Source organism: Pseudomonas sp. TWP3-2 (assembly GCF_049897765.1).
Taxonomy (GTDB): domain Bacteria; phylum Pseudomonadota; class Gammaproteobacteria; order Pseudomonadales; family Pseudomonadaceae; genus Aquipseudomonas.
In genome coordinates this window covers 25,250-49,669 of sequence record NZ_JAFCWW010000017.1, presented here as the reverse complement: position 1 = coordinate 49,669, position 24,420 = coordinate 25,250, and the positions used below count along the sequence as shown (strand labels likewise).

General features: G+C 55.0%; 24 protein-coding genes. 15 read left to right on the top strand and 9 right to left on the bottom strand.

What is annotated here, in order from left to right; genetic code table 11:
* Positions 1–329 precede the first annotated feature (329 nt).
* From ACP7EE_RS21230 to ACP7EE_RS21210, 5 genes are all read right to left on the bottom strand, one after another.
* Positions 330–602 carry a heavy-metal-associated domain-containing protein gene (locus tag ACP7EE_RS21230; RefSeq protein ID WP_426236512.1) on the bottom strand — a complete coding sequence of 91 codons (273 nt, stop codon included), beginning with the start codon at positions 600–602 and terminating at the stop codon, positions 330–332.
* A gap of 114 nt (positions 603–716) precedes the next feature.
* Positions 717–2,987 (bottom strand): heavy metal translocating P-type ATPase, encoded by a 2,271-nt coding sequence (locus ACP7EE_RS21225; RefSeq protein ID WP_426236613.1) that lies wholly within the window; start codon positions 2,985–2,987, stop codon positions 717–719.
* A 90-nt stretch (positions 2,988–3,077) separates the two neighbouring features.
* Positions 3,078–3,329: a DUF2933 domain-containing protein gene (locus ACP7EE_RS21220; RefSeq protein ID WP_426236510.1), complete on the bottom strand. Its 252-nt coding sequence runs from the start codon at positions 3,327–3,329 to the stop codon at positions 3,078–3,080.
* A 125-nt stretch (positions 3,330–3,454) separates the two neighbouring features.
* Complete coding sequence (locus tag ACP7EE_RS21215; protein ID WP_426236508.1) at positions 3,455–3,850, bottom strand: hypothetical protein; 396 nt, start codon at positions 3,848–3,850, stop codon at positions 3,455–3,457.
* Between the two features lie 99 nt (positions 3,851–3,949).
* A complete protein-coding gene (locus ACP7EE_RS21210; RefSeq protein WP_426236506.1) occupies positions 3,950–4,345 on the bottom strand; it encodes a hypothetical protein in 396 nt (131 codons plus the stop codon).
* A 284-nt stretch (positions 4,346–4,629) separates the two neighbouring features.
* On the opposite strand from ACP7EE_RS21210, the gene ACP7EE_RS21205 reads away from it, so the two are divergent.
* The 5 genes from ACP7EE_RS21205 (at position 4,630) to copD (ending at position 9,277) form a co-directional block, all read left to right on the top strand.
* Positions 4,630–4,839 (top strand): co-regulatory protein PtrA N-terminal domain-containing protein, encoded by a 210-nt coding sequence (locus ACP7EE_RS21205; protein WP_426236504.1) that lies wholly within the window; start codon positions 4,630–4,632, stop codon positions 4,837–4,839.
* Positions 4,840–4,987: 148 nt separating this feature from the next.
* Positions 4,988–6,841 (top strand): copper resistance system multicopper oxidase, encoded by a 1,854-nt coding sequence (locus ACP7EE_RS21200; RefSeq protein ID WP_426236502.1) that lies wholly within the window; start codon positions 4,988–4,990, stop codon positions 6,839–6,841.
* Positions 6,842–6,851: 10 nt separating this feature from the next.
* Entirely contained in the window at positions 6,852–7,886 is a 1,035-nt protein-coding gene (locus ACP7EE_RS21195) for a copper resistance protein B (RefSeq protein ID WP_426236500.1), read from the top strand.
* A 69-nt stretch (positions 7,887–7,955) separates the two neighbouring features.
* The gene (gene copC, locus ACP7EE_RS21190; protein WP_426236499.1) at positions 7,956–8,339 is read left to right on the top strand and encodes a copper homeostasis periplasmic binding protein CopC; all 384 of its coding nucleotides are present in this window, start codon (positions 7,956–7,958) and stop codon (positions 8,337–8,339) included.
* 2 nt (positions 8,340–8,341) lie between these two features.
* The gene (copD, locus tag ACP7EE_RS21185; protein ID WP_426236498.1) at positions 8,342–9,277 is read left to right on the top strand and encodes a copper homeostasis membrane protein CopD; all 936 of its coding nucleotides are present in this window, start codon (positions 8,342–8,344) and stop codon (positions 9,275–9,277) included.
* 54 nt (positions 9,278–9,331) lie between these two features.
* Here the strand turns inward: copD and ACP7EE_RS21180 are convergent, their stop codons facing one another.
* Positions 9,332–9,778 carry a DUF411 domain-containing protein gene (locus ACP7EE_RS21180; protein WP_426236497.1) on the bottom strand — a complete coding sequence of 149 codons (447 nt, stop codon included), beginning with the start codon at positions 9,776–9,778 and terminating at the stop codon, positions 9,332–9,334.
* Between the two features lie 286 nt (positions 9,779–10,064).
* Here ACP7EE_RS21180 and ACP7EE_RS21175 point away from each other — a divergent pair, with 286 nt between their 5' ends.
* Both ACP7EE_RS21175 and ACP7EE_RS21170 read left to right on the top strand, forming a co-directional pair.
* Entirely contained in the window at positions 10,065–10,748 is a 684-nt protein-coding gene (locus ACP7EE_RS21175) for a heavy metal response regulator transcription factor (protein WP_426236496.1), read from the top strand.
* Entirely contained in the window at positions 10,745–12,127 is a 1,383-nt protein-coding gene (locus tag ACP7EE_RS21170) for a heavy metal sensor histidine kinase (RefSeq protein WP_426236495.1), read from the top strand. Before ACP7EE_RS21175 ends, ACP7EE_RS21170 begins: the two co-directional genes overlap by 4 nt.
* Positions 12,128–12,419: 292 nt before the next feature.
* Here the strand turns inward: ACP7EE_RS21170 and ACP7EE_RS21165 are convergent, their stop codons facing one another.
* Together ACP7EE_RS21165 and ACP7EE_RS21160 are read right to left on the bottom strand one after the other, a co-directional pair.
* Positions 12,420–13,073 (bottom strand): transmembrane anchor protein, encoded by a 654-nt coding sequence (locus tag ACP7EE_RS21165; RefSeq protein WP_426236494.1) that lies wholly within the window; start codon positions 13,071–13,073, stop codon positions 12,420–12,422.
* A 12-nt stretch (positions 13,074–13,085) separates the two neighbouring features.
* Positions 13,086–13,823, bottom strand: coding sequence for a HupE/UreJ family protein (locus ACP7EE_RS21160; RefSeq protein ID WP_426236493.1), 738 nt, complete (start codon positions 13,821–13,823; stop codon positions 13,086–13,088).
* A gap of 511 nt (positions 13,824–14,334) precedes the next feature.
* On the opposite strand from ACP7EE_RS21160, the gene ACP7EE_RS21155 reads away from it, so the two are divergent.
* The 3 genes from ACP7EE_RS21155 (at position 14,335) to ACP7EE_RS21145 (ending at position 15,924) form a co-directional block, all read left to right on the top strand.
* Positions 14,335–14,634, top strand: coding sequence for a metal-sensing transcriptional repressor (locus tag ACP7EE_RS21155; RefSeq protein ID WP_426236491.1), 300 nt, complete (start codon positions 14,335–14,337; stop codon positions 14,632–14,634).
* Positions 14,635–14,743: 109 nt separating this feature from the next.
* Entirely contained in the window at positions 14,744–15,181 is a 438-nt protein-coding gene (locus tag ACP7EE_RS21150) for a YqaA family protein (protein ID WP_426236489.1), read from the top strand.
* Between the two features lie 11 nt (positions 15,182–15,192).
* Positions 15,193–15,924, top strand: a complete 732-nt coding sequence (locus tag ACP7EE_RS21145; RefSeq protein WP_426236487.1) for a TraX family protein — start codon at positions 15,193–15,195, stop codon at positions 15,922–15,924.
* Between the two features lie 41 nt (positions 15,925–15,965).
* Here ACP7EE_RS21145 and ACP7EE_RS21140 read toward each other — a convergent pair whose 3' ends face one another.
* Positions 15,966–17,276: an MFS transporter gene (locus ACP7EE_RS21140; RefSeq protein WP_426236485.1), complete on the bottom strand. Its 1,311-nt coding sequence runs from the start codon at positions 17,274–17,276 to the stop codon at positions 15,966–15,968.
* 426 nt (positions 17,277–17,702) lie between these two features.
* Between ACP7EE_RS21140 and ACP7EE_RS21135 the strand changes: the two genes are divergently transcribed.
* The 5 genes from ACP7EE_RS21135 (at position 17,703) to ACP7EE_RS21115 (ending at position 24,383) form a co-directional block, all read left to right on the top strand.
* Complete coding sequence (locus ACP7EE_RS21135) at positions 17,703–18,044, top strand: hypothetical protein (protein WP_426236484.1); 342 nt, start codon at positions 17,703–17,705, stop codon at positions 18,042–18,044.
* Between the two features lie 99 nt (positions 18,045–18,143).
* Positions 18,144–19,400: a TolC family protein gene (locus ACP7EE_RS21130; protein WP_426236482.1), complete on the top strand. Its 1,257-nt coding sequence runs from the start codon at positions 18,144–18,146 to the stop codon at positions 19,398–19,400.
* A complete protein-coding gene (locus ACP7EE_RS21125) occupies positions 19,397–20,881 on the top strand; it encodes an efflux RND transporter periplasmic adaptor subunit (protein ID WP_426236480.1) in 1,485 nt (494 codons plus the stop codon). Before ACP7EE_RS21130 ends, ACP7EE_RS21125 begins: the two co-directional genes overlap by 4 nt.
* Positions 20,878–24,036, top strand: a complete 3,159-nt coding sequence (locus ACP7EE_RS21120) for an efflux RND transporter permease subunit (protein ID WP_426236478.1) — start codon at positions 20,878–20,880, stop codon at positions 24,034–24,036. The genes ACP7EE_RS21125 and ACP7EE_RS21120 overlap by 4 nt, the downstream gene beginning before the upstream one ends.
* Positions 24,033–24,383, top strand: coding sequence for a copper-binding protein (locus ACP7EE_RS21115; protein WP_426236476.1), 351 nt, complete (start codon positions 24,033–24,035; stop codon positions 24,381–24,383). The genes ACP7EE_RS21120 and ACP7EE_RS21115 overlap by 4 nt, the downstream gene beginning before the upstream one ends.
* Positions 24,384–24,420 lie beyond the last annotated feature (37 nt).

The following is a 24,420-nucleotide window of genomic DNA, read 5'->3' as shown; positions in this document are numbered from 1 at the left end:
GACCACCTATGGCCTTCCGGTGCAGGTCTGGGCTCGGACAACAAGGAGTTTGTTGAAAAGTTTGATTGGGCTGGGTCTCGGAGTTCGATCTACATTCCCAGCTCAGCCTCAAGCCGGGCCCCCTTTAAACTTGGCGGAAGCTTTCCGACCGGCAAGGCATGCAATAACCCATGTGCAAGATGCTCGGCGTGCGCGGAATAGATCGCGCCCCGTCCTGACTCAACCGGCCTGTTTGGATTGGCTGTATTCCAGGCGAACCAGCGGGCATATCCAGCACCGCAACTCCACCGAGGTCGAGGTGATTCGAGTTCTCCAGTTAAAAATAATACTTACCTACCGCAGCATCCGCCGCCGTTCCCGCCACAGCCCGAAGTTTTCTTAATCGCTACGCTTTCCACTGTCGCCAGCTGTGCTGGATAGCCCGCGTTCTCCAGGGCCGCAAGCAGCGCTTGGCTGTCCGAATCGCCGCTAACCTTCACCCGTCCGGCTTGTAAATCCACCGCTACGTCACTGACGCCTTCAAGTGGGCGCAACGCTTCGGTGACATGTTTGACACATGAACCACAGCTCATGCCTTGGACTTGCAGTTCAACAGTTTTCATTGGTGACTCCTCACAACAAAGTTGATCATGGAAAGACGGACGCATGAGGCTTTTCTGCGGCGTAGGCTTATCCTCAACCTTGCTGTCATGGCAAGGTCAAGCGGTCGTTTTCACTCAATCAATGGAAGCCTGGCGCAGACGCAAGGCGTTGAATACTACCGACGCCGAGCTCACGCTCATGGCCAGTGCGGCAATGAGCGGTGACAGAAGGTGACCGGTAAGTGGAAAGAACAAGCCGGCAGCCAGTGGGATACCCATGGCGTTGTAAAGGAAGGCGAATGTCAGGTTCTGGTGCATATTTCTCACCGTTGCGACTGACAGGCTGCGAGCACGCAGGATACCGAGCAGATCCCCCTTGACCAGGGTGACCTGAGCGCTGTTCATCGCCACGTCAGTGCCAGTGCCCATGGCGATACCTACATCAGCGCGAGCCAGTGCGGGGGCATCATTGATTCCGTCGCCGGCCATCGCCACCCGGTGTCCGGCTTGTTGCAGAGATGCCACCAGACGTTTTTTATCTTGCGGTTTGACCTCGCCGTGAACCTCCTCGATGCCCAATTGGCGAGCTACGGAGCGAGCAGTCGTAAGGCCATCGCCAGTGGCCATGATGACCTTGACGCCATCCGCCTGCAGACGCTCGACGGCCAGCTTCGTGGTGGGTTTGATGGGGTCGGCAACAGCCAGCAAACCCGCCAGGGCGCCATCGATTGCCAGGTACATGATGCTCGTACCGTCGCCGCGTAGCTTCTCGGCATGTGCTTGCAAGCTCTCGGTGGAAACGCCCGCCTCCTGCATCAACGCGGTATTGCCTAGCATCAGGCGGCGACCCTCCACCTGACCGCTTACACCGATACCTGAGGCTGACTCGAAGGTTTCAGGTGTCACCAGTTTTAGCCCTGCGGCACGAGCCTGCTCGACGATGGCGTGGGCCAATGGATGCTCGCTGCCCTGATCGAGACTTGCGGCCAGGCGCAACACTTCATCCTGAGTAAATCCGTGTACGGCCTCGACGCTATGGAACGCTGGTCGACCTTCAGTGAGGGTGCCAGTTTTGTCGACTATCAAGATGTCTATCTTGCGCAGGTTTTCGATGGCGGCGGCATCGCGAAACAATACGCCACTGCCAGCAGCCTTGCCGGTGGCAACCATGACTGACATCGGTGTCGCTAGGCCAAGGGCACAGGGACAGGCGATGATCATGACCGCGACAGCGTTGATTAGTCCGAACACCCAACTTGGCTGGGGCCCCCACAGCCCCCAGCCGAGTAGAGTCAGCGCGGCGATAGCAATCACCACAATCACAAAGTAACTGGCAATCACATCTGCCAGCCGTTGCATCGGCGCTTTTGAGCGTTGTGCCTGCACAACCATCTGCACAATCTGTGCGAGCAGGGTCGCTGATCCTATCTTCTGCGCCTGCATCACCAGACTGCCGTGGATGTTGAGAGTGGCGCCAATCAGCGCGTCGCCGGCTCTCTTCATGATCGGTATCGGTTCGCCGGTGAGCATCGACTCATCTACAGCGCTTTCGCCTTGTATCACCTGGCCGTCGACAGGCACTTTTTCGCCCGGTCGAACACGTAACGTGTCGCCGCTGTGTACGTGCGTCAGAGGGATGTCTTCTTCCGTGCCATCGGCATTGATCCGTCGCGCAGTTTTGGGTGCCAGTCCAAGCAGCGACTTGATGGCAGCCGAGGTTTGCGAGCGAGCCTTGAGTTCAAGCATCTGGCCGAGAAGGGTCAGTGAGATGATCACAGCCGCCGCTTCGAAGTACACACCGATGCGGCCCTCCATCATGAAGTTGCTGGGGAATACATCGGGGGTCAGGGTGGCCACGACGCTGTAAAGGAAGGCCGCCGCCGTGCCGAGGCCGATTAGCGTCCACATGTTCGGACTTCGCTGAATCACCGAACGCACACCACGCACATAAAACGGCCAGCCAGCCCACAGCACGACGGGAGTAGCCAATCCCAGCTCGACCCAATTTTGCGTGGTGCCATGGAACAACTCCAGGGCATGGCCACCCATTGCCAGCACGGTTACGATCACTGTCAGTGGCAATGTCCACCAGAAGCGCCGGGTGAAGTCCCTGAGTTCTAAGTTCTCTTCTTCCTCCAATTCGGGAATCACCGGCTCCAAGGTCATGCCGCACTTAGGGCAGACGCCGGGGCCGATCTGGCGAATTTCCGGATGCATGGGGCATGTGTATTCAGCGGCACCCGTTAAGGGTTCTGCTGTTGTCTGAGGGATTTGTTCGATTTTCAGTTGAGATATTCGATAACGCTCGGGCGCTGCCCTGAATGTCGTTTGGCATTTCTGGCTGCAGAACCGGTAGTTTTGCCCCTCATATTCCGTGCTGAACTGGCTGTCGTTACTGACGTTCATGCCACATACCGGGTCAAGGGAGTCGGTGGGTTGAGATTCTAAGTTCTGTATTGCGCCGTGCTCTTGACGAACCTCAGGGGTGTGCATGAGCTAACTCCTGTTCGCATCTTTGGTTGAGACTGAGGTTTCGCCGTGATGACTGTGACCACCGTGGTGGTGCCCGAAAAAATGCATCAGCGGGCACAACAGCAAAATCATGTAAGGCAGTAAGCCCAGCATATGGCCGTAGTGTTCTCTTGCTAGATAGAACAGCACGATCACCAGCAGCATGCCCAGCGCTATGCCGGGTTTGCTCCTCAAAAATGTTGGAGCGGTGTTAGCGGAATGTGGTGAATTCATCATGGTTCTGTACTCCTGAGGGAGTGCTGTTTAGTGATACGTCGTAAAGGTGCAACGGGCGGCAGTTTTACCCTTGGCATATTGGCTAAAGTAAAACCGTCGCTGCATTGCCTACAGGCTTGTGCGCGTCACTTGCTCATCGGCATGTTCATCATGCTCGTTTGCTGATCCATCATTTTCATCATCATGTTCATCATTCCCATGTCCATGCCGTCTTTGTTGCCGTCCATGCCCTTGCCATGACAGTTCTTATGCATCACGGCCATGCTGTCCTTCATCGTCTTCATGCTCTCCTGCATGGCGGCGTGTCGCTCGGCTGGGGTCTTGGCTGCGGCTGCCTTGTCGTGTGCAGCCTGCATTTTTTGCATTTGCTCGGTCATGACATTGTTTTGCATCGGCGTAGCTGCCTCGCTTGTCTTGGCGGGCGCGGTCTGCCCCTCCGGGTGATGCTCATCGACTGCCGAGACGATGAGTGGGCTGCTCACGAGCAGGGTGGCGAGGAAAAATTTCAATGTGGCATGCATGGCAATCTCCAAAGGGTCAGGACAACTCAGGTAATACCAAGCCGCGCCAGGTTGGCGCAGTCAGACAGGGCGCCGAGAATCGGCGCGCAGAAGGTCGGATTAATCGTTGAAACGGACGAAAATCAGGCGGGAAGGAGGTCTGGCCGGTAGAGGGCGCCGTAATGCAAGAAAGGCAAAAGCGGAGGGATTGGCGGGATACAAAATCAGCAACGCTGGGATAAGGAGCAGAAACGTCCAACTGAACAGGTCAAATACTTGAAGATGGAGCGAAGGACTTACGGCTATTGCCGCATCGGCGCAGTGCTTAAGGCAACCGAGGGCATGGGCGGCGTGGCTATCGTGATCTTGCGCGGTGTTCAGCGAGACATGAGTTGTAGCCGGATTGTGGCTGGGCTGTACCAGACATCCCTGGGTCGCTGCCAGACCAAACGCTAACACCCACAGCACGACGGCGAGGCGTATGAACGTTGGTTGACGATGGCGAAACCAGAACATGGAGAATCTCCGGTACTGATTAGCAGATTTTGATTTTTCAACATACGCCACATTGAAGTGCCACGGTTGATCTACATCAATTTATGCAGCCGGCTGTCGGTTCGCTGGTGCGGTCAAATTTCATGACGCCGTCGATCTTTCAGATTTTGAGTTTCTCCATGTGCTGTCAAAAGTGTAATCACTGGCTAAGCGTGCTGACAGGTGCGTCCCCTCATCATCCTCATCGAGCTGACGCTCAAACTCTCTGGTTTCATCGAGAGTCAATTCCTTGAAGGAGATGCACTATGAAAGCAACCAACGTTGTGATTCTTACATTCAGCCTGGCTATATCGTCCCTGGCCTTTGCCGAAGGTGGCGGCGACCGTGCGGTTGAGCGCATGGAACGAGCTCGCGAGACGGCAATGGCCACCGGAAAGTCTGCCCCAGGAGCTGGGGCGCAAGAAAATATTGCACAACAAAAGCTCAAGGCTGAAAAGCAGCCTCACCATTGCTGAGCCAACCAGCTTACTGAAATGTAATCATCCCGTTTGCTGGCTTATGTCATCTTTCGATACATCAAGCACACCAGCTCGTCTAGCGTTAGCCCTCGGGGGCACGCCCAGTGCGCACATCTAACATTCGACTGACGGGACATGAATCGGTATGCAAGCCAAAACCTCTCGGCGCACCTTTGTGAAGGGACTCACCGCAGGCGGGATTCTCGGTGGTCTAGGCCTCTGGCATACCCCTATCTGGGCCGCCCCTAGAGCGGGCGAGACCAATGTCTTGTTAGGTACAGAGTTTGACCTCTTCATCGGAGAAACACCGGTAAATATTACTGGGAACTCTCGGACGGCCATGACTATAAATGGCGGGATTCCTGGGCCACAGCTGCGCTGGCGGGAAGGCGATACCGTGACGTTGCGGGTCAAGAACCGCCTCAAGGATATGACTTCTATACACTGGCACGGGATTATCCTTCCGGCAAACATGGACGGTGTGCCAGGTCTGAGCTTTCATGGGATTGAGCCTGATGGCATGTACGTTTATCAGTTCAAGGTCAAGCAGAACGGAACGTACTGGTATCACAGTCACTCCGGATTCCAAGAACAGGTTGGTGTATACGGCCCACTGGTCATCGATGCCAAAGAACCTGAACCTTTCGAGTATGACCGCGACCTCGTGGTGATGCTTAGCGACTGGACTGATGAAAATCCTGATTCGCTGATGAAAACACTGAAGAAACAGGCGGACTACTACAACACCCATAAGCGAACAGTGGGTGACTTCATCAATGACGTGGCTGACAAAGGTTGGTCAGCAACCGTCGCTGATCGCAAGATGTGGGCCGAGATGAAGATGAACCCTACTGACATCGCAGACGTCAGTGGTGCGACGTACACCTACTTGATGAACGGACAGTCTCCGGACTCCAACTGGACTGGCACCTTCAAACCTGGCGAAAAGCTTAGGTTAAGGTTCATCAATGGTTCAGCCATGTCCTACTTCGATGTACGTATCCCTGGTTTGAAGATGACTGTTGTGGCTGCTGATGGCCAGTACGTCAAACCTGTAATCGTGGATGAGTTCAGAATCGCCACCGCCGAGACGTTTGACGTGATCGTCGAACCCACGCAAGAGGCCTACACACTGTTTGCGCAGTCGATGGATCGGTCGGGTTACGCCAGAGGCACCTTGGCTATCCGGTCTGGCATGACAGCTCCAGTGCCTGCGCTAGACCCTCGTCCTCTAGTCACCATGGCCGACATGGGGATGGCCGGTATGGATCACGGTGGGATGGCCGGTATGGGCGATATGGCTGGAATGGATCACAGCAAAATGGCCGGTATGGGAGACGACTCGATGCAGGGTATGTCAGGTATGGACGGCGGAGCCATGAAAGATAGCTCTGGTGCTATGCAAGGCATGCCCAGCATGCAGGGAATGGATCACAGCAATGTGCCCATGGGCGGCATGAATGGTATGGGAGAAATGCAGTCGCACCCAGCCACAGAGTCCAACAATCCCCTCGTCGACATGCAAGCAATGTCGACCTCTCCGAAGCTCGATGATCCTGGCATGGGCCTTCGCGACAATGGTCGAAAGGTGCTGACGTACTCTGATCTAAAAAGCACGTTTGAGGATCCAGATGGCCGTGAGCCAAGTCGCACTATTGAACTGCACTTGACCGGTCATATGGAGAAATTTTCCTGGTCTTTCAACGGCGTGAAGTTTTCAGACGCCGAGCCGGTAAAACTGAAGTACGGCGAGCGAGTTCGGTTCGTTCTTGTGAACGACACCATGATGACTCACCCCATCCACCTGCATGGGATGTGGAGCGACCTTGAAGATGAAAACGGGCAATTCCTTGTCCGCAAACACACCATCGATATGCCGCCAGGATCAAAGCGCAGCTACCGGGTGACTGCCGATGCGCTGGGACGCTGGGCCTATCACTGCCATCTCCTATACCACATGGAAATGGGCATGTTCCGTGAAGTGCGCGTGGAGGAGTAAGGAGATGGCTATGAGTAATTTCTTAAGCGGGACTCGCATGCACTCGGCTGTACTCACGGTCGCTCTCACTGCTGGTGTTGCCTTGCCGGCAGCTGCTGAGTCTAGCCAGGGCGTGGCCGCTGGGCAGATGCAGGGCATGGATCACGGCCAAATGCAGGGCATGGATCACAGCCAGATGCAGGGTATGGATCACAGCCAGATGCAGGGTATGGATCACAGCCAGATGCAGGATATGGATCACAGCCAGATGCAGGGCATGGATCACAGCCAGATGAAGGGCATGGATCACAGCAAAAAGGAGGGTATGCAGCCCGCCAAGCAACCACTAACTCAAAGCCGGACTCCGATACCACCACTTACCGATGCTGACAGAGCCGCAGTCTATAACGCCCCTGGTGGTCATGAAGTTCATGACACTGCAATCAACTCATTTTTTATATTTGAGAAACTGGAATGGCAGGATGCTGACGATGGAAGCGCGCTGAACTGGGAAGCACAAGGTTGGATAGGGGGAGATGTTGATCGGCTATGGTTGCGCTCCGAAGGTGAGCGCACCAATGGGAAGACTGAAGAAGCAGAGGTTCAGGCACTTTGGGGCCACTCCATTAGCCCTTGGTGGGATTTAGTCGGTGGGGTTCGTCAAGACTTCAAACCAGGCGACCCACAAACGTGGGCTGCTTTCGGTATTCAGGGCCTAGCGCTCTACAATTTCGAGGCCCAGGCTACTGCTTATCTGGGTGAAGGTGGCCAGACCGCTGCTCGATTGGAGGGTGACTACGACATTCTCCTTACCAATAAGCTGATTCTGCAACCGACGGCAGAATTCAATTTTTATGGCAAAAACGATCCCCAACGTGGAGTTGGATCAGGGCTGTCTGAAAGTGAGATTGGTTTGCGGCTCCGGTACGAAATCTGTCCGCAATTCGCACCTTACGTCGGTGTAACTTGGAATCGGGCTTACGGCAAAACCGCAGACTATGCCCGCGATGAAGGCGAAGATAATAACGAAGCACGCCTAGTGCTCGGCGTCCGAGTGTGGTTCTAAATCGAAGTTAGCGGCACCAAATAATTACCTAACCTCATTACAACAGCTAAGCGCTGTGAGGAGCCTTGCATGTCTGTTTTCAAGTCTTGTGTTGTTGCCGTAGCTATTTCATCCAGCCTACTGCTCAGTGCAGTTGCGCAAGCTCACCCAAAGTTGTTGTCTTCAACTCCGGCTGAAGGTGAGAACGGTCAGGCCCCAGCAAAAATTGAGCTGCACTTTTCCGAGAATTTGGTAACTCAGTTTTCCGGAGCCAAGTTGATCATGACCGACATGCCTGGTATGCCAAACTCACCTATGGGTGTGAAGGCGAGCGTGGCCGGCGGCAGTGATCCTAAAACGATGATCGTTACCCCTGTCTCACCTCTCACAACTGGCACCTATAAAGTGGAGTGGAGAGCCGTTTCGTCCGACACCCACCCGATCACCGGCGCCGTAACGTTCAAAGTGAAATAAGTATGAGCGACTCATTAAATGTGGTGCTGCGATTCGCGCTCTACTTAGACCTGATGCTCCTGTTCGGCCTAGCAGTCTTCGGGCTTTACAGCTTTCGGGGAAAAGAGCGCGTCTCAGGCGCGGTGTTGCATTTTGGGTCGCTACTACCTGGCATCGCTGCTGTTGGTGTGTTTTTGTCGATAGCAACCTTCATCGTCATGGCAAAAAATATGAGCGGCGCATCCGACTGGGCGGAGCTGCTACCCCATCTGGAAATGATGGTGTACGAAACTGAGGTGGGCTATAGCTGGGTGACACGCATGATTTCATTAGCAGTGGTGATTTCTGTCGGAAGTCAGAGCAAGCGATGGCCAACAGGAAGTCTCTGGGTTGCTACCTTGGCAGGCAGTATCGCCTTATCCACGCTCGCGTGGACAGGTCATGGGGCGATGGACGAAGGTACTCAGCGATTCTGGCACTTTGCAGCTGATATTCTGCATCTCCTCGCCGCTGGCGGCTGGATCGGAGCGCTCGCGGCCTTTAGTCTCATGTTGAGGATTAAAGGGGCTAATTCGGAGCAACTCGTTAGAGTGCTGTCACGAGCGCTTAAAGGATTCGAAACAGCGGGCGGATTTATTGTTGGCACAATCATAATTACTGGCGTCGCAAATTATCTCTTCATTGTCGGGCCGACAGTGATCGAACTCGTAACTAGCACCTATGGTATTCTTCTCCTGATTAAAGTCCTGCTTTTCGCCGGCATGATTGGACTTGCTACCCTCAATCGTTTCTTCCTGAGTCCCTCACTAGAGCGCGCTCTAGAAGCAGGGGATTACAGGATGGCAGCAACTGCTTTGAAGAAAAGTGTCTTGATCGAAGCGACCTGTGCTGTCGTCATCGTTTGCTTGGTGGCTTGGCTAGGAACATTGAGCCCCTCAATCGAGATGGCTCAAGGGTGATCCAGGAGCTAGTAGATCCGAGCGACCCCGAGGGTACTCAGATTTTGACATCGACTATCGACTGATCGGGTAGTCAGCGAGCACCTCTTGCGTACCTGCCTTGGTGAGCCCCAGGACTTGATAAGGTTGATTAGTCTGGCCGTAGTCCATACCAGGAGAACCTGCCGGCATGCCTGGCACTGCAATTCCTGCGAGGTCTGAACGCCCCTTCAGCTTCTTGATTTCATCCGCTGGGACATGACCCTCCACGAATTTGCCGTCGATCACAGCCGTATGGCATGAAGCGAGTCCCTGTGGCACGCCCAAGTTCTGCTTGATAGCGCTCATATTGGTTTCCACGTGGTCGACCACCTTGAATCCATTCGATTCGAGGTGCTTGACCCACTCCTTGCAGCATCCGCAGTTCGCGTCACGATGCACATCGATTGTGAGCGGCTCAGCTGCCTGCGCTACACCACAAATCATCAAGGCCACGGCGAGCGATAGCTTTCGTTTGAACATTCGATGTACCCCGTAGCGTTTTAGTATGCGGTTGCTCTGCAAGTCCTAGTCTTGGCCAGCAGTCGTGCTTCCGCAGTGGTTGGAGGCAGGTTAAGCGCAAAAAGCTCAGATCGCTGATTACATTTTTGTAAGCCGCCAGCCACTTCATTTCATCCAGCCCTTCACATACCGACCTGTCGTGGTACTAGGGCGATCCGTTGGCTGTTGAGGCAATTACATTTACGTAAGCTTGCGCACAGTTGTCAGATTGGTAGCACACTAGAACACCGCAAACCGGAGCTTGGGCATGAAACTCTTAGTCGCAGAAGACGAACCCAAAATCGGAATGTACCTACAGCAGGGCCTCGTGGAGGCAGGTTTCAGTGTCGACCGGGTGGTGACGGGGACAGAGGCGCTACATCAAGCGCTGAGCGAGACCTACGATCTCCTGATTCTGGATGTGATGATGCCGGGCGTTGATGGCTGGGAAGTCATTCGGGGTGTACGTGCATCCGGGAACTCAGTCCCTGTGCTTTTTCTAACGGCCAGGGATGGAGTCGATGATCGGGTTAAAGGTTTGGAGTTGGGCGCGGACGACTATCTCGTTAAACCCTTCGCATTTTCCGAGTTACTAGCTCGCGTCAGAAGCTTGCTTCGACGCGGATCCGCCGTGCCCAATCAGACATCTATCAAGATCGGGGATCTGGAGGTCGACCTGCTAAAGCGCCGTGCCTCACGCTCAGGTCGACGCATTGACCTCACCGCCAAGGAATTCTCCCTCTTAGAACTCCTAATGCGCCGTAGAGGGGAAGTCCTGCCAAAATCACTGATCGCATCGCAGGTTTGGGATATGAACTTCGACAGTGATACCAACGTGATCGAAGTAGCAATTCGCCGGCTCCGGGCCAAAATCGACGATGATTTCGACACTAAGCTGATTCAGACCACCAGGGGAATGGGCTACATGCTAGATGCGCCGGATACTGAATGAAGCGTGTATCTCTTACCTTCCGTTTGAGCATGATGTTTGTCTGTGCCGTGGTAGCCGTGCTGGTTGTAGCAGGCTTTACCTTCGATGCGTTTAGTAGACAGCACTTCAAAGCCCTCGACCGTCAAGCGATGACGGAAAAGCTCGAATCCATTCGGCAAATCATGGATGGCGAGGCTGGCTCCGTAGACTCTTCAGAAGTGGTGTTACAACTGCAAGCTCTGCTCGGTGCCCATCAGGAGCTTTCAGCATCGATTGTCACCAAAGGTGGAAGGACGATCTTCGCTACTGCCAACGGAGCTACACAACCTACCGCAGCGGTTCATGAGGCTGGGGAAGGTTTGTTGGAGTGGACGGCTGGCGGCCATACTTACAGAGGCATGAAGGCCCAAGTTCATTTAGTGAATGAAGCTGAGCCACTAACCGCATGGTTGAGTATGGACATCACCAGCCATATGCATTTTGTTAAAACTTTGCGCTGGTGGCTGGTCATTGGGCTGGCTATCAGCGCTCTGGTCAGCGCAGCGTTAGGGTGGTTGGTGGCGCGGAGCGGGTTGAAGCCGGTCGCACAAGTGACGCAAGTCGCGGCGTCAATGTCAGCCGGCTCGCTGAAGGAGCGCATCCCGATGGACTCGGTGCCTCGTGAGCTTGAGAGCCTTGTATCTTCTTTCAATGCCATGCTTGCTCGCCTAGAAGAGTCTTTTGTTCGGCTGTCCAATTTTTCAGCCGATATTGCGCACGAGCTACGAACCCCTATCAGCAACCTGCGCACACACACCGAAGTCATCCTTTCACAGAAGCGTGCACCGGACACTTATGAAGAGAATCTCTATTCCAACCTGGAGGATCTCAACCGGCTCTCGAGCATTATTGATGGCATGCTTTTCTTAGCAAAGTCGGACAACGGACTGGTTCTACCTGCCAAAGAGAAAATCGAGTTGCGTTCGGTGGTCGAAAAACTTTTCGAGTATTACCAGTTGCTGGCAGAAGACACCGGAGTAAAGCTACAAGTCTCCGGACACGGCGCGGTCTATGGTGACGGTACGATGTTGGACAGGATGATCTCGAATTTACTTTCTAATGCGCTCAGGTATACGCCACCTGACTGCACTATCTCCGTAAAAATCGAGTCATTGGGTAGAATGATCATCGTGTCAGTGACGAACCTCGGAGAGGAGATAGCAGCAGAGCATCTGCCCCGCCTGTTTGACCGTTTCTATAGAGCTGATCCCGCACGTAGAGATGGTGCTACAAACAATGCTGGGCTAGGTTTGGCAATCGTCAAATCATTGGTTGACGCCCATGACGGCACCGTCGGATGCGTCTCCAGAGACGGCCATACGACCTTTGTGATCCGCTTACCTGCGTGGCCTGCTGACTAAGAACAAAAGAAAGCTCGGGCGCCCCTTCTTGGTGGAACAAGGCCGCATTGCGGCCTTGTTTATTTACGGCGTCACTCGTGTGAATGACCGTGCTCGGCGCTCTCGGAGGTTGCGCCTTTTTCATCGCCTCCGCAGCCGCCCATCAAACCAAGCAAGCAGATCAGGAGCATCGAACGGATCAAAGTAGTTGGGGTGTTCATTGGAAGACTCTTCATAAATGAATGAAATTGAGTGGCATGTGGGCAAGCTGACTCTGCATTTCTGGCAGCAGAGTAGCCTCCGCTGCTCCGGATTACTGTTTGACGCCCAGATAATCGCCGCTGGTTTTCAGTGAAATAGTCACGTCCTTGTTGCTGCGATTACGCCAAAACCATCCATGAGTGCCGTCAAAAATCGCGGTGAACTGCCCCTTGTTATCTTTGACTTGCCTGTCTTTTCCATAACTGTGGAAATAGCCTTTTTCACCGTTGTACGGCTCGCCGTGAGTCTCGTAATTTACTGGCCCACCAACCGCAGTCCATTCATAGCTAACAGTCTTGCCTTTGAGGACTTCAAGTTTGATTTCTTTCCCTTCGCCAGGCTTGAGAGTGACGGTCATTTGATCCGTTTTCAAAGTAGGGGCAAGTGTCGCTACCGGTTTCGCAGTCGGTTGGACTTGCACAACCTGCGGAGCTGGAGCTGGAGCTGGAGCTGGAACGGGGCTTGAAGCGGCTGGTTGAGGTCGCGCTGAATCCGCCAGCGCCTCTTGGGCAAGGATGATCTTCAATTCGCCCATCTGGGTAAGACCCAGTGTTCGGCCCACACCTGTCGGATCAATGGCGTACTCCGAAGGCATGACAACAGTTACCAGAAGACCGGCAGCAACCAGTATTGCAATGACAGTCGAACGTACCAGTTTGCGGGTGCTGGGCAATTCGTTAACAGTAGGAAGCGGAGTATTGAACATGGTCAGAATTCCTTACGCGGAGACAAACAGGCCGGTGATTTGGTAACCCATCAGCAGGAAACCGCCACTCATCATTGCGACGTTGGCGGTGTAGGCATGTCGCCAGAATCCGCCTGTACGCCGCCAATACCCCATCAAAATCAGAATCGTGCTAAGAGCCAGCAATTGGCCGATCTCAACGCCAATGTTGAAGGCGATCAGATTCGGAATCAGGCCATCAGGCGAGATCTCGTACTCCTGAATCTTTGTCGCCAGACCGAAACCATGGAGCAGGCCGAAGATCAGGGTGGCCACTTTGGTGTTGGGTTGGAAGCCAAACCAGCGCTGGAACGCGCCTAGGTTATCGAGCGCCTTGTACACCACTGAGAAACCGATGATGGCGTCGATGATGTAGGAGCTGATGCTGACCTCGGTAAGTACGCCAAGCAGCAGCGTGACCGAGTGCCCTACGGCGAATAAAGTGACGTAGAGCCCCACATCTTTAAGCCGGTAGAGGAAGAAGATCACCCCGAACAGAAACAACAGGTGGTCGTAGCCCGTCATCATGTGCTTAGCGCCCATGTAGATGAAGGGCAGCAGCATGACGCCGGAACTCTCCTGGATAAACCCCTTATCACCTTCAGCGACGGCGTGAGCCATAGCCTCGGGCATCCCGAGAAAAAGTCCGGCGACAACTAAAAACAACAGCAATAGCGGGCGGTGCGATGGCACAGTGAATGCGACAACGCCGCTCAATGAGTGCGAATGCATAGATCAATCCTACGTTGCAGGGATCAAAGGCCGCGTGCGGCCATGGTCAGGATGTGGACGAAGGACGCGGTGGACGCTCGATCAAGAAAATCGGCGGGCGGGGAACGGAATATTGGAGGGCATCGACTCGCACGGACGGCTTTAGCTGTACAGCCAAACTCAACGTGGACGTGAGCTGTGGTGTTTCATGCTGATGGTCTGGAGTCATCGGCGAGTGGTAATGATCTGAGTAGCTTGCGCTCGACGTCTCTGCTTGCTGCTCATGGGAGTGATAGGCGTCTTGCGTGATTTCCCAGGCGGGCGGTTTAGTCGTCACCGACAACGTATAGGTATGCCCGGCCCAAGCCACAAACATGGTGAGAGCAAGTGCGAATACCACTGTCGTTGTCAGGGATCTACTGAACATAGCGTCCGGGTTTAAGTTCGTTTGGAGTGCCGAGTTACGTTTGACCACATCCCCCTAGGGGGGATAGGATGCCAGCGTAATTCATTGAGACCTGAGGCTCAAGTCATGAGTGAGCAAGAACACGAACATAACCATCCCCACACCCACCAAAGTCACGAGGCGATCATTAAGCGCCTCAAGCGGGCAGATGGTCATTTACGCGGCATCATCACCATGATCGAAGAGGGGCGTCAGTGCGTGGACATCGCTCAGCAGCTACATGCTGTCGAAAAAGCGGTGTGCCAAGCCAAACGCACACTCATCCAGGATCACATTGATCACTGCTTGGAGGACACCGTCTCGGCCTTGAACAGTGGTGAACGCGCACCGCTAGAAGCCTTCAAACAGATCACCAAATACCTCTAGGTCTAAATACCCAACTTCGCCGGACTCCAACTAGGCGGCGCTCAGGCACGTTGGTCTTTGAGTCGACTTCCATTGCTAGATCAGCGCGAACGTTTGAGGCGAGTCTTTAGTGTTTGAACTCACTAGCTATTTGGGGCTTTTCCTAGCGGCGTTTGGTGCCGCCACGCTGCTGCCGATGCAGTCTGAAGCGGTATTGGTTGGAATGTTGTTATCCGACCGATACGTCACTTCAATCCTCTTGACGGTCGCCACATTCGGTAACGTGCTTGGCTCTGCAGTGAACTGGATGATAGGGCGTTCCGTTGAAAGATTCCGCCACAAGCGGTGGTTCCCAGTCAGCGAAGCAAAGCTCGAAAAAGCCCAGCATTCCTATCTGCGTTACGGGCGCTGGTCATTATTGCTGAGCTGGGTGCCCATCATTGGTGATCCACTGACGGTCGTTGCTGGAATAATGCGCGAGCCATTCTGGAGTTTCCTGCTGATCGTCACCCTGGCCAAGGGAGCTCGTTATCTCGTGCTGACCGCAGTCACGCTGGGGTGGACATGACAGTTGCTCCTATGACCGTGCAGCCCTCGCGAAAACGCCGAAGCAGCAGCCTGGATCTGATCAAGTGGCTAGCGATGCTCACCATGGTCATCGACCATCTGCGGTTGGTCTGGCCGGACATGACCAACCTTTTCATTCCGGGGAGACTCTCCTTTCCGTTGTTCTGTGTCGCCATTGCAGCAAACGTAGCACGCTCAAAACCGGGTGAGTTGCTGACACCTGCGAGCGGTCGATACCTGGCACTGATGCTGTTGTTCGCTGCCATTTCAGAAGTGCCTTATCGCTACATCAGCACTTCAGGATCATTCAACATAATGGTGACCTTGGCATTAGGGCTAGTAATTGCTTGGGGAGTGCAACATCGCACCCTGTTGAGCGGCGCGATGGCGTTGATTGCGCTCGCAGTGGCCTACGTGTTGAATGATCCACTGATGTACGGCGTCTACGGTGCACTTGTACCTGCGACTGCCTTGATAGCAATCAATAGGCCTGGGGCGCTTTGGTTGTTGCCAGCGGCTCTATCCCTGTTGAGCAATACCCGCAGTAGCAGCATCGTGACCAAGGCGATGGGCCTTGAAGTCTATTCACTGCTGGTCTGGAGCACTGCGTTTGCGGCCCCCTTGATCGGACTTTGGCTGTTGCGTCAGACCTTTTCTTTCAAGGTCTGGCCGGTTCGGCAATGGGGCTACTGGTTCTATCCAGGCCACCTTGCCGCTCTGCAAGCCATACGATTGCTGGTCTGATTTTTCACCAACTAGCCTTGGCAAATCTTAGGAACTTACGATCATTTGTTGGGCCATCGGCGGTGCTGATCATCGATGATGTATGGGTGCTCATGATCCATACCGCCCTGACCCTCGATGTGTGTGTGATCGCCCGACAAATTCTCATGGGTGTGTTTGATCGACTCCTGGTCATGAGCTGGTCGCCAGATCACGATACTTGCCACCAACGCACCCCCTGCGACGACAGCCAGCCCAGCAAATGATGCAGTGAGGCTGATGTTCGCACCCAGCCAACCCGCCAATGGATAGGTAATCAACCAACAGGCATGGGATAAAGCAAATTGGGCGGCAAACAATGCCGGGCGATCTTCGGCATGTGCCGAGCGGCGCAACAGTCGACCGCTCGGAGTCTGGGCCAGTGAGTAGCCCACTCCGAGCACCATCCAAAGCGGTAGTAGGAAACTATAGGTCGTCAGGTTGATGCCTACCGCTAAACCCGCTACCAATATTCCTCCACCAAACAACATGGCCGTTCGGTCTTTGACGTTTTTCAACCGCCGAGGCAAGACCAAGGCAGCAACCATCGATCCGCCACCAAACGCAGCCAGCGCTAATGCCGTAGAACTTTGCGGCAGAGCGAACCGCGACTGAACCAACACCACCGTATTGACGATGACCATGGCACTGGCGGCAGCCACTGTCAGGTTAAGAGCCAGCAGCCCTCGCAAGCGTGGTGTGGCCAGGAATATGCGCATACCACGGGTGGTTCGTTCGTAAATGCTGCGTCGCGGTATCTGCTTCGCCTTAGGTAGCAGCACCGTGGCGACAAGGGCGGCAGAAGCGAGAAAACCGATGACCGTGCCGGCGAATAGGTTATGGAAGCTAATCACGGTCAGCAGTGCGGCGGCGAGCATCGGGCTGGCGACACTTTCGAGATCGTAGGCCAGCCGGGATAACGATAAGGCGCGGGTGTAGTCATCTTCATCCGACAAGATGTCTGGAATGGTCGCCTGGAAGGTCGGAGTAAACGCTGCTGAGGCTGACTGAAGGACGAAAATTAGCACGTAGATTTGCCAAACCTCAGTCACAAACGGTAAAGCCATCGCGACCAGAGCCCGCACCAGATCCAGTGTGACCAGCATGGCTCGACGAGGCAGACGCTCTGCAAAAGCCGCTGCAATCGGCGCAACGCCGATGTAGGCCGTCATTTTGATTGCCAGCGCTGTACCGAGCACCGCGCCCGCTTGGGCACCAGCGAGGTCAAACGCCAATAGGCCCAGCGCGACGGTGGCAAGACCAGTCCCTACGAGCGCAATCACTTGAGCCATGAAGAGATGACGGTAGGGGCGATTGGCTAGGATATTCAGCATGAGAAATCTCACATGGATAGGCATGTAACCGTTAGGTGGTTGAGATCTTTTTTGAAAACGCGACCCACGGGCTATGCTTATGTAGATAGCTTCACATCCCCTCAGGGGGGATATGGGCGATGCTAAACCATAGGTATTAGAAGCTCAAGCGGTAGGTGCGAGCGCCCTATTGAGGGGATGGTCATTCTGCTGACTGTAGTGAGGTGATCGTCGAGCAGTCTCACCGAAGCCTTCCCTAATCCGCTTCGTCGCGCTCGGCCCTCGACTCAATTTTTTGGGCGAGTTGATAGATAAGCACCGACCTTTTTTTGAACGTAGCGTTGTCTTAACTCCATTCCGGCGTTATGGCTATCGAGAGATTTGGCGGTAGGTTGAAGGTGACGTGCTCAATTGTAAGAGCCATTTGCAGCGACTACACTCCAGCCCATGAAACGCTATCTGCGGTTTTGCATCATCTTCATGATCAGCTTGGCGCTTCCCCTCAGCGGGATGGCGGGCGTTCAGGCACCGACAGAACCGTGCCCAATGAAGACGATGGGCATGGCGATGATGGACGACATGGGGATGGACTGCTGCAACGATATGAAAAGCCCTCCCGAGCACGGCAAACCTTGTAAGCCGGGCCAGGAATGCAAGACAGGCGGCATGCTGCAAGTCACGATCTTCAAGCCTCCTGTAACCGTATTCAACCCTGTAGTGCTTTCGTTTTTAAGCGATTCCTTACCTGTAAAGACCTCGTCCGGGGTTTGGCGACCGCCTCGCGTTTGATTCCTGTCCCACGTTGAGCGTCATTCCGCATTAGCGGGATGGACTAACTGCGCGCATGTCTTTTTTCGTGTGCAGTGGATCATCACAGGAATCGCGAACATGAACCCCAAGTGCTATTGCACAGGTTGGCCCCTCGTGGCCGGTCTGGCGGCAAGCGTACTGGCATTGCCGAGCTTCGCTGCCGCATTAACACTCGATGAAGCGTTGCGGCTGGCCGAAAACAATGCGCCGTCGCTGAACGCACAAGACGCGAAAATTCAGGCTGCCAGCAGTGCAGCCATCCCCGCTGGTGAATTACCTGATCCCAAGTTATTGGTGGGTGTGCAGAACTACCCCATTGGCGGCCCGGATCGCTGGAGCATCGACCAGGACTTCATGACTATGCAAATGGTCGGGGTCAGGCAGGAGATGCCCAATAGCGACAAGCGCAAAGCGCGCATCGAGGTCGCCGATGCTGCTGTTGATCGCGCTGCTGCGGAGCGTAGAGTCGAACGTCTGAAGGTACGCCAGTCCACGGCATTGGCCTGGATCAGTAGCTATGCGGTTGAGCGTAAAGATGCGCTGTTCCAGGATTTTTACAAAGAAAACCGATTATTGAACGATGCCGTCCGAGCCCAAATCGCCGGGGGCCGCGCTCAGCTCGCCGATGCGGTGACACCCAAGCAGGAAGCAGCTCAACTGGCGGAGCAACAGGACGATCTGATTCTCCAGAGAGCACAGGCCCGAGCGGCCCTCAAACGCTGGATTGGCTCCGCCGCCAACGACAAGCCTGTGGGCAACTTGCCCGAATGGCCCGTCGACACCTCAAGTTACTCCCATAAACTGCAACACCATCCCGAGTTCGCAGCGTTTGCGCCGATGACCCGCGAAGCGCAAGCCAAGGTTCGTGAAGCCGTGTCGGAGAAGCAGTCAGACTGGAGCTGGGAACTGGATTACCAGCGCCGTGGCCGTGAGTTCGGCGATATGGTCAGCGTGCAATTTTCCTGGGATCTGCCGCTGTTTCCTGACTCTCGCCAAAACCCCAAAATCGCAGCCAAGCAGGCGGAACTCAGTCAGCTTGAGGCCGAGCGCGAAGCCCTGTCACGCGAGCATACCCAGCAATTGGAGACTGAACTTGCTGACTATGAGCGCCTAAATCGTGCCGTGCGACGAAACCAGGAAAGCCTATTGCCGCTGGCCAAGGAAAAGGTCGAACTCAGCATGGCCAGTTACCGTGCTGGCAAAGGCGATTTAAACGCCGTTGTTGCCGCCCGCCGCGAGCTGATCGAGGCCCGTCTCAAGCAGATCGACGTGGAAGAGCAGCGAGCGCTGACGAGTGCGCGGTTGTATTTTGCTTACGGGGAGTCTAGCCAATGATCCTTAAAAAAGGGAACGGGGCATTGCTGGTATGCATCTCGCTGGCATTGGGTGTTGCCGGTGGTTACTGGTTGGCACATCAGCGCATGAACGGAGGATCTGATACCACCCCGGAACAAAGCCTCAATTCACCGGATGAACGTAAGGCCCTGTATTGGTATGACCCCATGTACCCGCAGCAAAAGTTCGATAATCCGGGTAAGTCCCCCTTCATGGACATGCAACTGGTTCCTCAGTACGTCGGTGGCGCAGAGGATCGTGCGACCGTCAATATCGATCCAAGTCTGACCCAGAATCTCGGTCTGCGTTTTGCAACAGTCACCCGTGGAATTTTTGACTCCAGCCTCGATGTGACGGGTGTCTTGGGATTCAACGAACGTGATGTCGCCGTGATTCAGGCACGCACCACAGGCTTTGTGGAGCGGGTCTATGCCCACGCTCCCGGTGACGTGCTCAAAGCCAACGCGGCGTTGGCGGAAATCCTAGTGCCGGAATGGGCCGCTGCTCAGACAGAGTTCCTTGCCCTGAAACGCAGCGGGGACGCTGCCCTGTTGGATGCGGCTCGCCAGCGTCTACGGCTCACAGGAATGCCGGCAGCACTGATTACTCAGGTAGAGCGTGGCGGTAAGGTTCAGCCCTACCTGACTCTCACCAGCCCAATTGGTGGTGTGCTGCAAGAATTGAATGTACGTGCGGGTATGACTGTGGCTACTGGCGATACTCTGGCACGCGTCAATGGCTTGAGCAGTGTCTGGCTTGCCGTGGCCGTTCCAGAATCGGATGCCGGATCGATCACCGTGGGGCAGGCGGTCGAAGTGCGTCTACCAGCCTTCCCAGGGACAATGCTCAGTGGCACAGTCAGCACGATTTTGCCCGAGACCAACCCGGACAGCCGCACTCTTCGCGTGCGCGTGGAACTCCCCAATCCGGAAGGACGCCTCAGACCGGGTTTGACGGCGCAGGTACGCCTGACTCGCTCGACCGGGCAAAGTGTGTTGTGGGTTCCGAGCGAAGCCGTCATCCGCACTGGCCGACGCGCCTTGGTGATGCTCGCCGAAGACGCGGGCCGCTACCGTCCCGTAGAAGTGCACCTCGGGCAGGAAAGCGATGGCAAGACGGCGATAGTGAAAGGTCTGGAAGAAGGCCAGAAGGTGGTTACGTCTGGCCAGTTCCTGCTCGACTCGGAGGCCAGCCTTAAAGGAATTGTTGCAAGCTCGGAGGAAGAGTCACTGCTCAGCGCAGCAACCTCCAGTTTTCATGAGGCGGATGGGCAGATCGTTGAGATCAACGACAAAGAAGTCACACTCGCCCATGGCCCTTTCAAGACGCTGGGCATGCCTGGCATGACGATGACTTTCCCACTCGCCAACCCGGCCCTGATGCAGGGCCTCAATACGGGTGACAAGGTTCGGGTCGCGGTGAGCCAGACTAACGATGGCTTGCGTGTTGAGCGCCTGGATAAATCGGGGGGGCAGCCATGATTGCTGCCCTCATTCGTTGGTCGGTGGCCAACCGATTCCTGGTACTACTGGCGACACTGTTCGTCACGGCTTGGGGCATTTGGTCGGTGCAAAGCACGCCCATCGATGCGCTGCCGGATCTCTCCGATGTGCAGGTGATCATCCGTACACCTTACGCAGGCCAGGCACCGCAGATTGTCGAAAACCAAGTGACTTATCCGTTGGCGACCACCATGCTCTCGGTGCCGGGGGCCAAGACCGTGCGTGGGTATTCCTTCTTCGGTGACAGCTTCGTCTACGTGCTGTTCGAGGACGGGGCTGACCTGTACTGGGCCCGCTCACGGGTGTTGGAGTATCTGAGCCAGATACAAAGTCGGTTGCCAGCCAGCGCCAAGCCCGCGTTGGGGCCGGATGCGACGGGCGTGGGTTGGATCTATCAGTACGCACTGGTGGATCGCGGTGGCGGACACGATCTGGCACAGCTTCGTGCGCTTCAGGATTGGTTCCTCAAGTTCGAACTCAAGACCCTGCCGAACGTTGCGGAGGTGGCCACTGTGGGGGGTATGGTCAAGCAGTACCAGGTGCAGCTTGATCCGCTCAAATTGGCCAGCCTCGGTATCACTCAAGCTGAGGTAATCGAGGCTATCGGCAAGGCCAATCAGGAAACGGGTGGTGCCGTGCTGGAGATGGCAGAGACCGAGTTCATTGTGCGTGCGTCGGGCTATTTAAAGACACTCAATGACTTTCGGGCGATCCCGCTTAAGTTGGGTGCCGGTGGCGTGCCAGTAACTCTTAGTGATGTCGCCACGCTTCAGTTAGGGCCGGAAATGCGGAGGGGCATCTCCGAACTCGACGGCGAAGGTGAGACCGTCGGTGGTGTGGTGATTTTGCGCAGCGGCAAGAACGCTCGCGAAACCATTGCGGCGGTCAAGACCAAACTCGACGAACTGAAAAGCAGTTTGCCGGCTGGTGTGGAAATCGTCACCACCTACGACCGCAGCAAGCTGATTGACCGCGCGGTGGAAAATCTAACCCATAAGCTCATTGAAGAGTTTATCGTCGTCGCATTGGTCTGCGGGATCTTCCTCTGGCACTTGCGCTCATCTCTGGTTGCGATCATTTCGCTTCCGGTGGGAATACTAATTGCCTTCATCGTCATGCGTTACCAAGGGATCAACGCCAACATCATGTCTTTGGGTGGGATTGCCATTGCCATCGGCGCCATGGTCGATGCCGCCGTGGTGATGATCGAGAACGCCCATAAGAAGATCGAGGCCTGGTACGCAGCCAATCCTGGGGAGGAGCTGAAGGGTGAGCGTCATTGGCACGTGATGACAGAAGCAGCGGCAGAGGTAGGCCCGGCACTTTTCTTCTGCCTATTGATCATCACCTTATCGTTCATTCCGGTGTTCACGCTGGAAGCTCAGGAAGGCCGACTGTTCGGCCCATTGGCTTTCACCAAGACCTACGCCATGGCCGCTGCTGCAGGGTTATCGGTCACCTTGGTACCAGTGCTAATGGGTTATTGGATTCGAGGTCGAATTCCCAATGAGCAACATAACCCGCTAAACCGTTGGCTGATCCGGATCTACCAGCCCGCTCTGGATGCGGTCTTGCGTCGACCAAAGATCACGCTGCTGGTAGCGCTATTGGTTTTTGTCAGTGCGCTATGGCCAATGTCGCGTTTGGGCGGCGAGTTTCTCCCCCCGTTGGACGAGGGCGATCTGCTCTATATGCCTTCAGCCCTGCCGGGATTGTCGGCGCAGAAAGCGGCGCAATTGCTGCAACAAACCGACCGCCTGATCAAGACTGTTCCAGAGGTCGACCACGTCTTCGGTAAAGCCGGTCGAGCCGAAACAGCCACCGATCCGGCACCGCTGGAGATGTTTGAAACCACCATTCAATTCAAGCCGCACGAGCAATGGCGCCCAGGCATCACCCAGGAAAAATTGGTGGAGGAACTGGATCGAGTGGTACGAGTTCCTGGGCTAACCAATATCTGGATACCACCGATACGAAACCGTATCGATATGCTGGCTACGGGTATCAAAAGCCCTATTGGAGTGAAGGTCGCCGGCAACAATTTGACGGAAATTGATGCTGTCACCCAAGCAGTCGAGCGCGTTGCCAAAGGTGTGCCCGGTATCAGTTCGGCCTTAGCTGAGCGACTGACCGGTGGCCGCTATATCGATGTGGATATCGACCGTAAAGCCGCAGCCCGCTATGGACTGAATATCGCTGATGTGCAGTCTATTGTGGCTGGTGCTATCGGCGGTGAAAACGTCGGGGAGACCATTGAAGGTCTTGCTCGTTTCCCGATCAACGTCCGTTACCCCCGTGATTGGCGTGACTCGCTCGGCGCCCTGGAGCAGTTGCCAATCTACACGCCGCTAGGCAGCCAAATCACCCTCGGCACGGTGGCGAAGATCAAGATCAGCGATGGGCCACCCATGCTCAAGAGTGAGAACGCACGACCTTCAGGCTGGGTGTATATCGATGTACGTGGTCGGGACATTGCTTCCGTGGTCGCCGATCTACGCCACGCTGTCAATGAACAGGTCAAGCTGCAGCCCGGTATGAGCCTGAGTTACTCGGGGCAGTTCGAATTTCTGGAACGGGCTAACGCACGTCTCAAACTGGTGGTGCCTGCCACGCTGTTGATCATCTTCGTGCTGCTGTATCTGACTTTCGCCCGCTTCGATGAGGCGTTACTGATTATGGCCACTCTGCCATTCGCACTGACTGGAGGAGCATGGTTCCTCTATCTGTTGGGATTCAATCTGTCGGTCGCCACCGGAGTCGGCTTTATCGCCTTGGCTGGGGTTTCTGCCGAGTTCGGCGTGATCATGCTGCTCTACTTGAAGAGCGCTTGGGCCGAACGTGAAGATCTCGGCGACAGCACCGAATCCGGCCTGGTTGCAGCGATTCGTGACGGCGCTGTGCAGCGAGTTCGGCCCAAGGCCATGACCGTAGCGGTCATTATTGCTGGCTTACTACCCATCTTGTTGGGCAGCGGTACTGGTAGCGAAGTGATGAGCCGGATTGCCGCACCCATGGTCGGCGGTATGGTCACGGCACCTTTACTTTCCCTGTTTGTCATTCCAGCAGCCTATCGTCTGATGCGTCGTCGGCACCTCTCAGTTGCACCCATCAAGTCTCAAGGAAAAGTCGTATGAAACTGACTATGATTGCAGTTGCAAGCACCGTATTTGCGCTTTCAATTTCTGTCCACGCTGAGGACATGCCGGGCATGAAAATGGACGGTATGAAGGGCATGGAGATGAAGCAGGATACAAAACAGGCTCAAGTTGCCAATGCCGAGGGAACGATCAAGTCTTTAGATACTACGAAGCATACGGTGACTATCTCCCACGGAGCTGTTCCCGCCGTGCAATGGCCGCCAATGACCATGGCCTTTTCAGTGACAGAAGATCAGCTGACAGCTCTGAAGGTCGGAGACCATGTATCGTTTTCCTTTAAGATAAAGGATGGCAAAGCCGCAATCGTTTCCATTAAAAAATAAGACTGTAGTGATGAGAACTACCAACATTGCCCCTGGT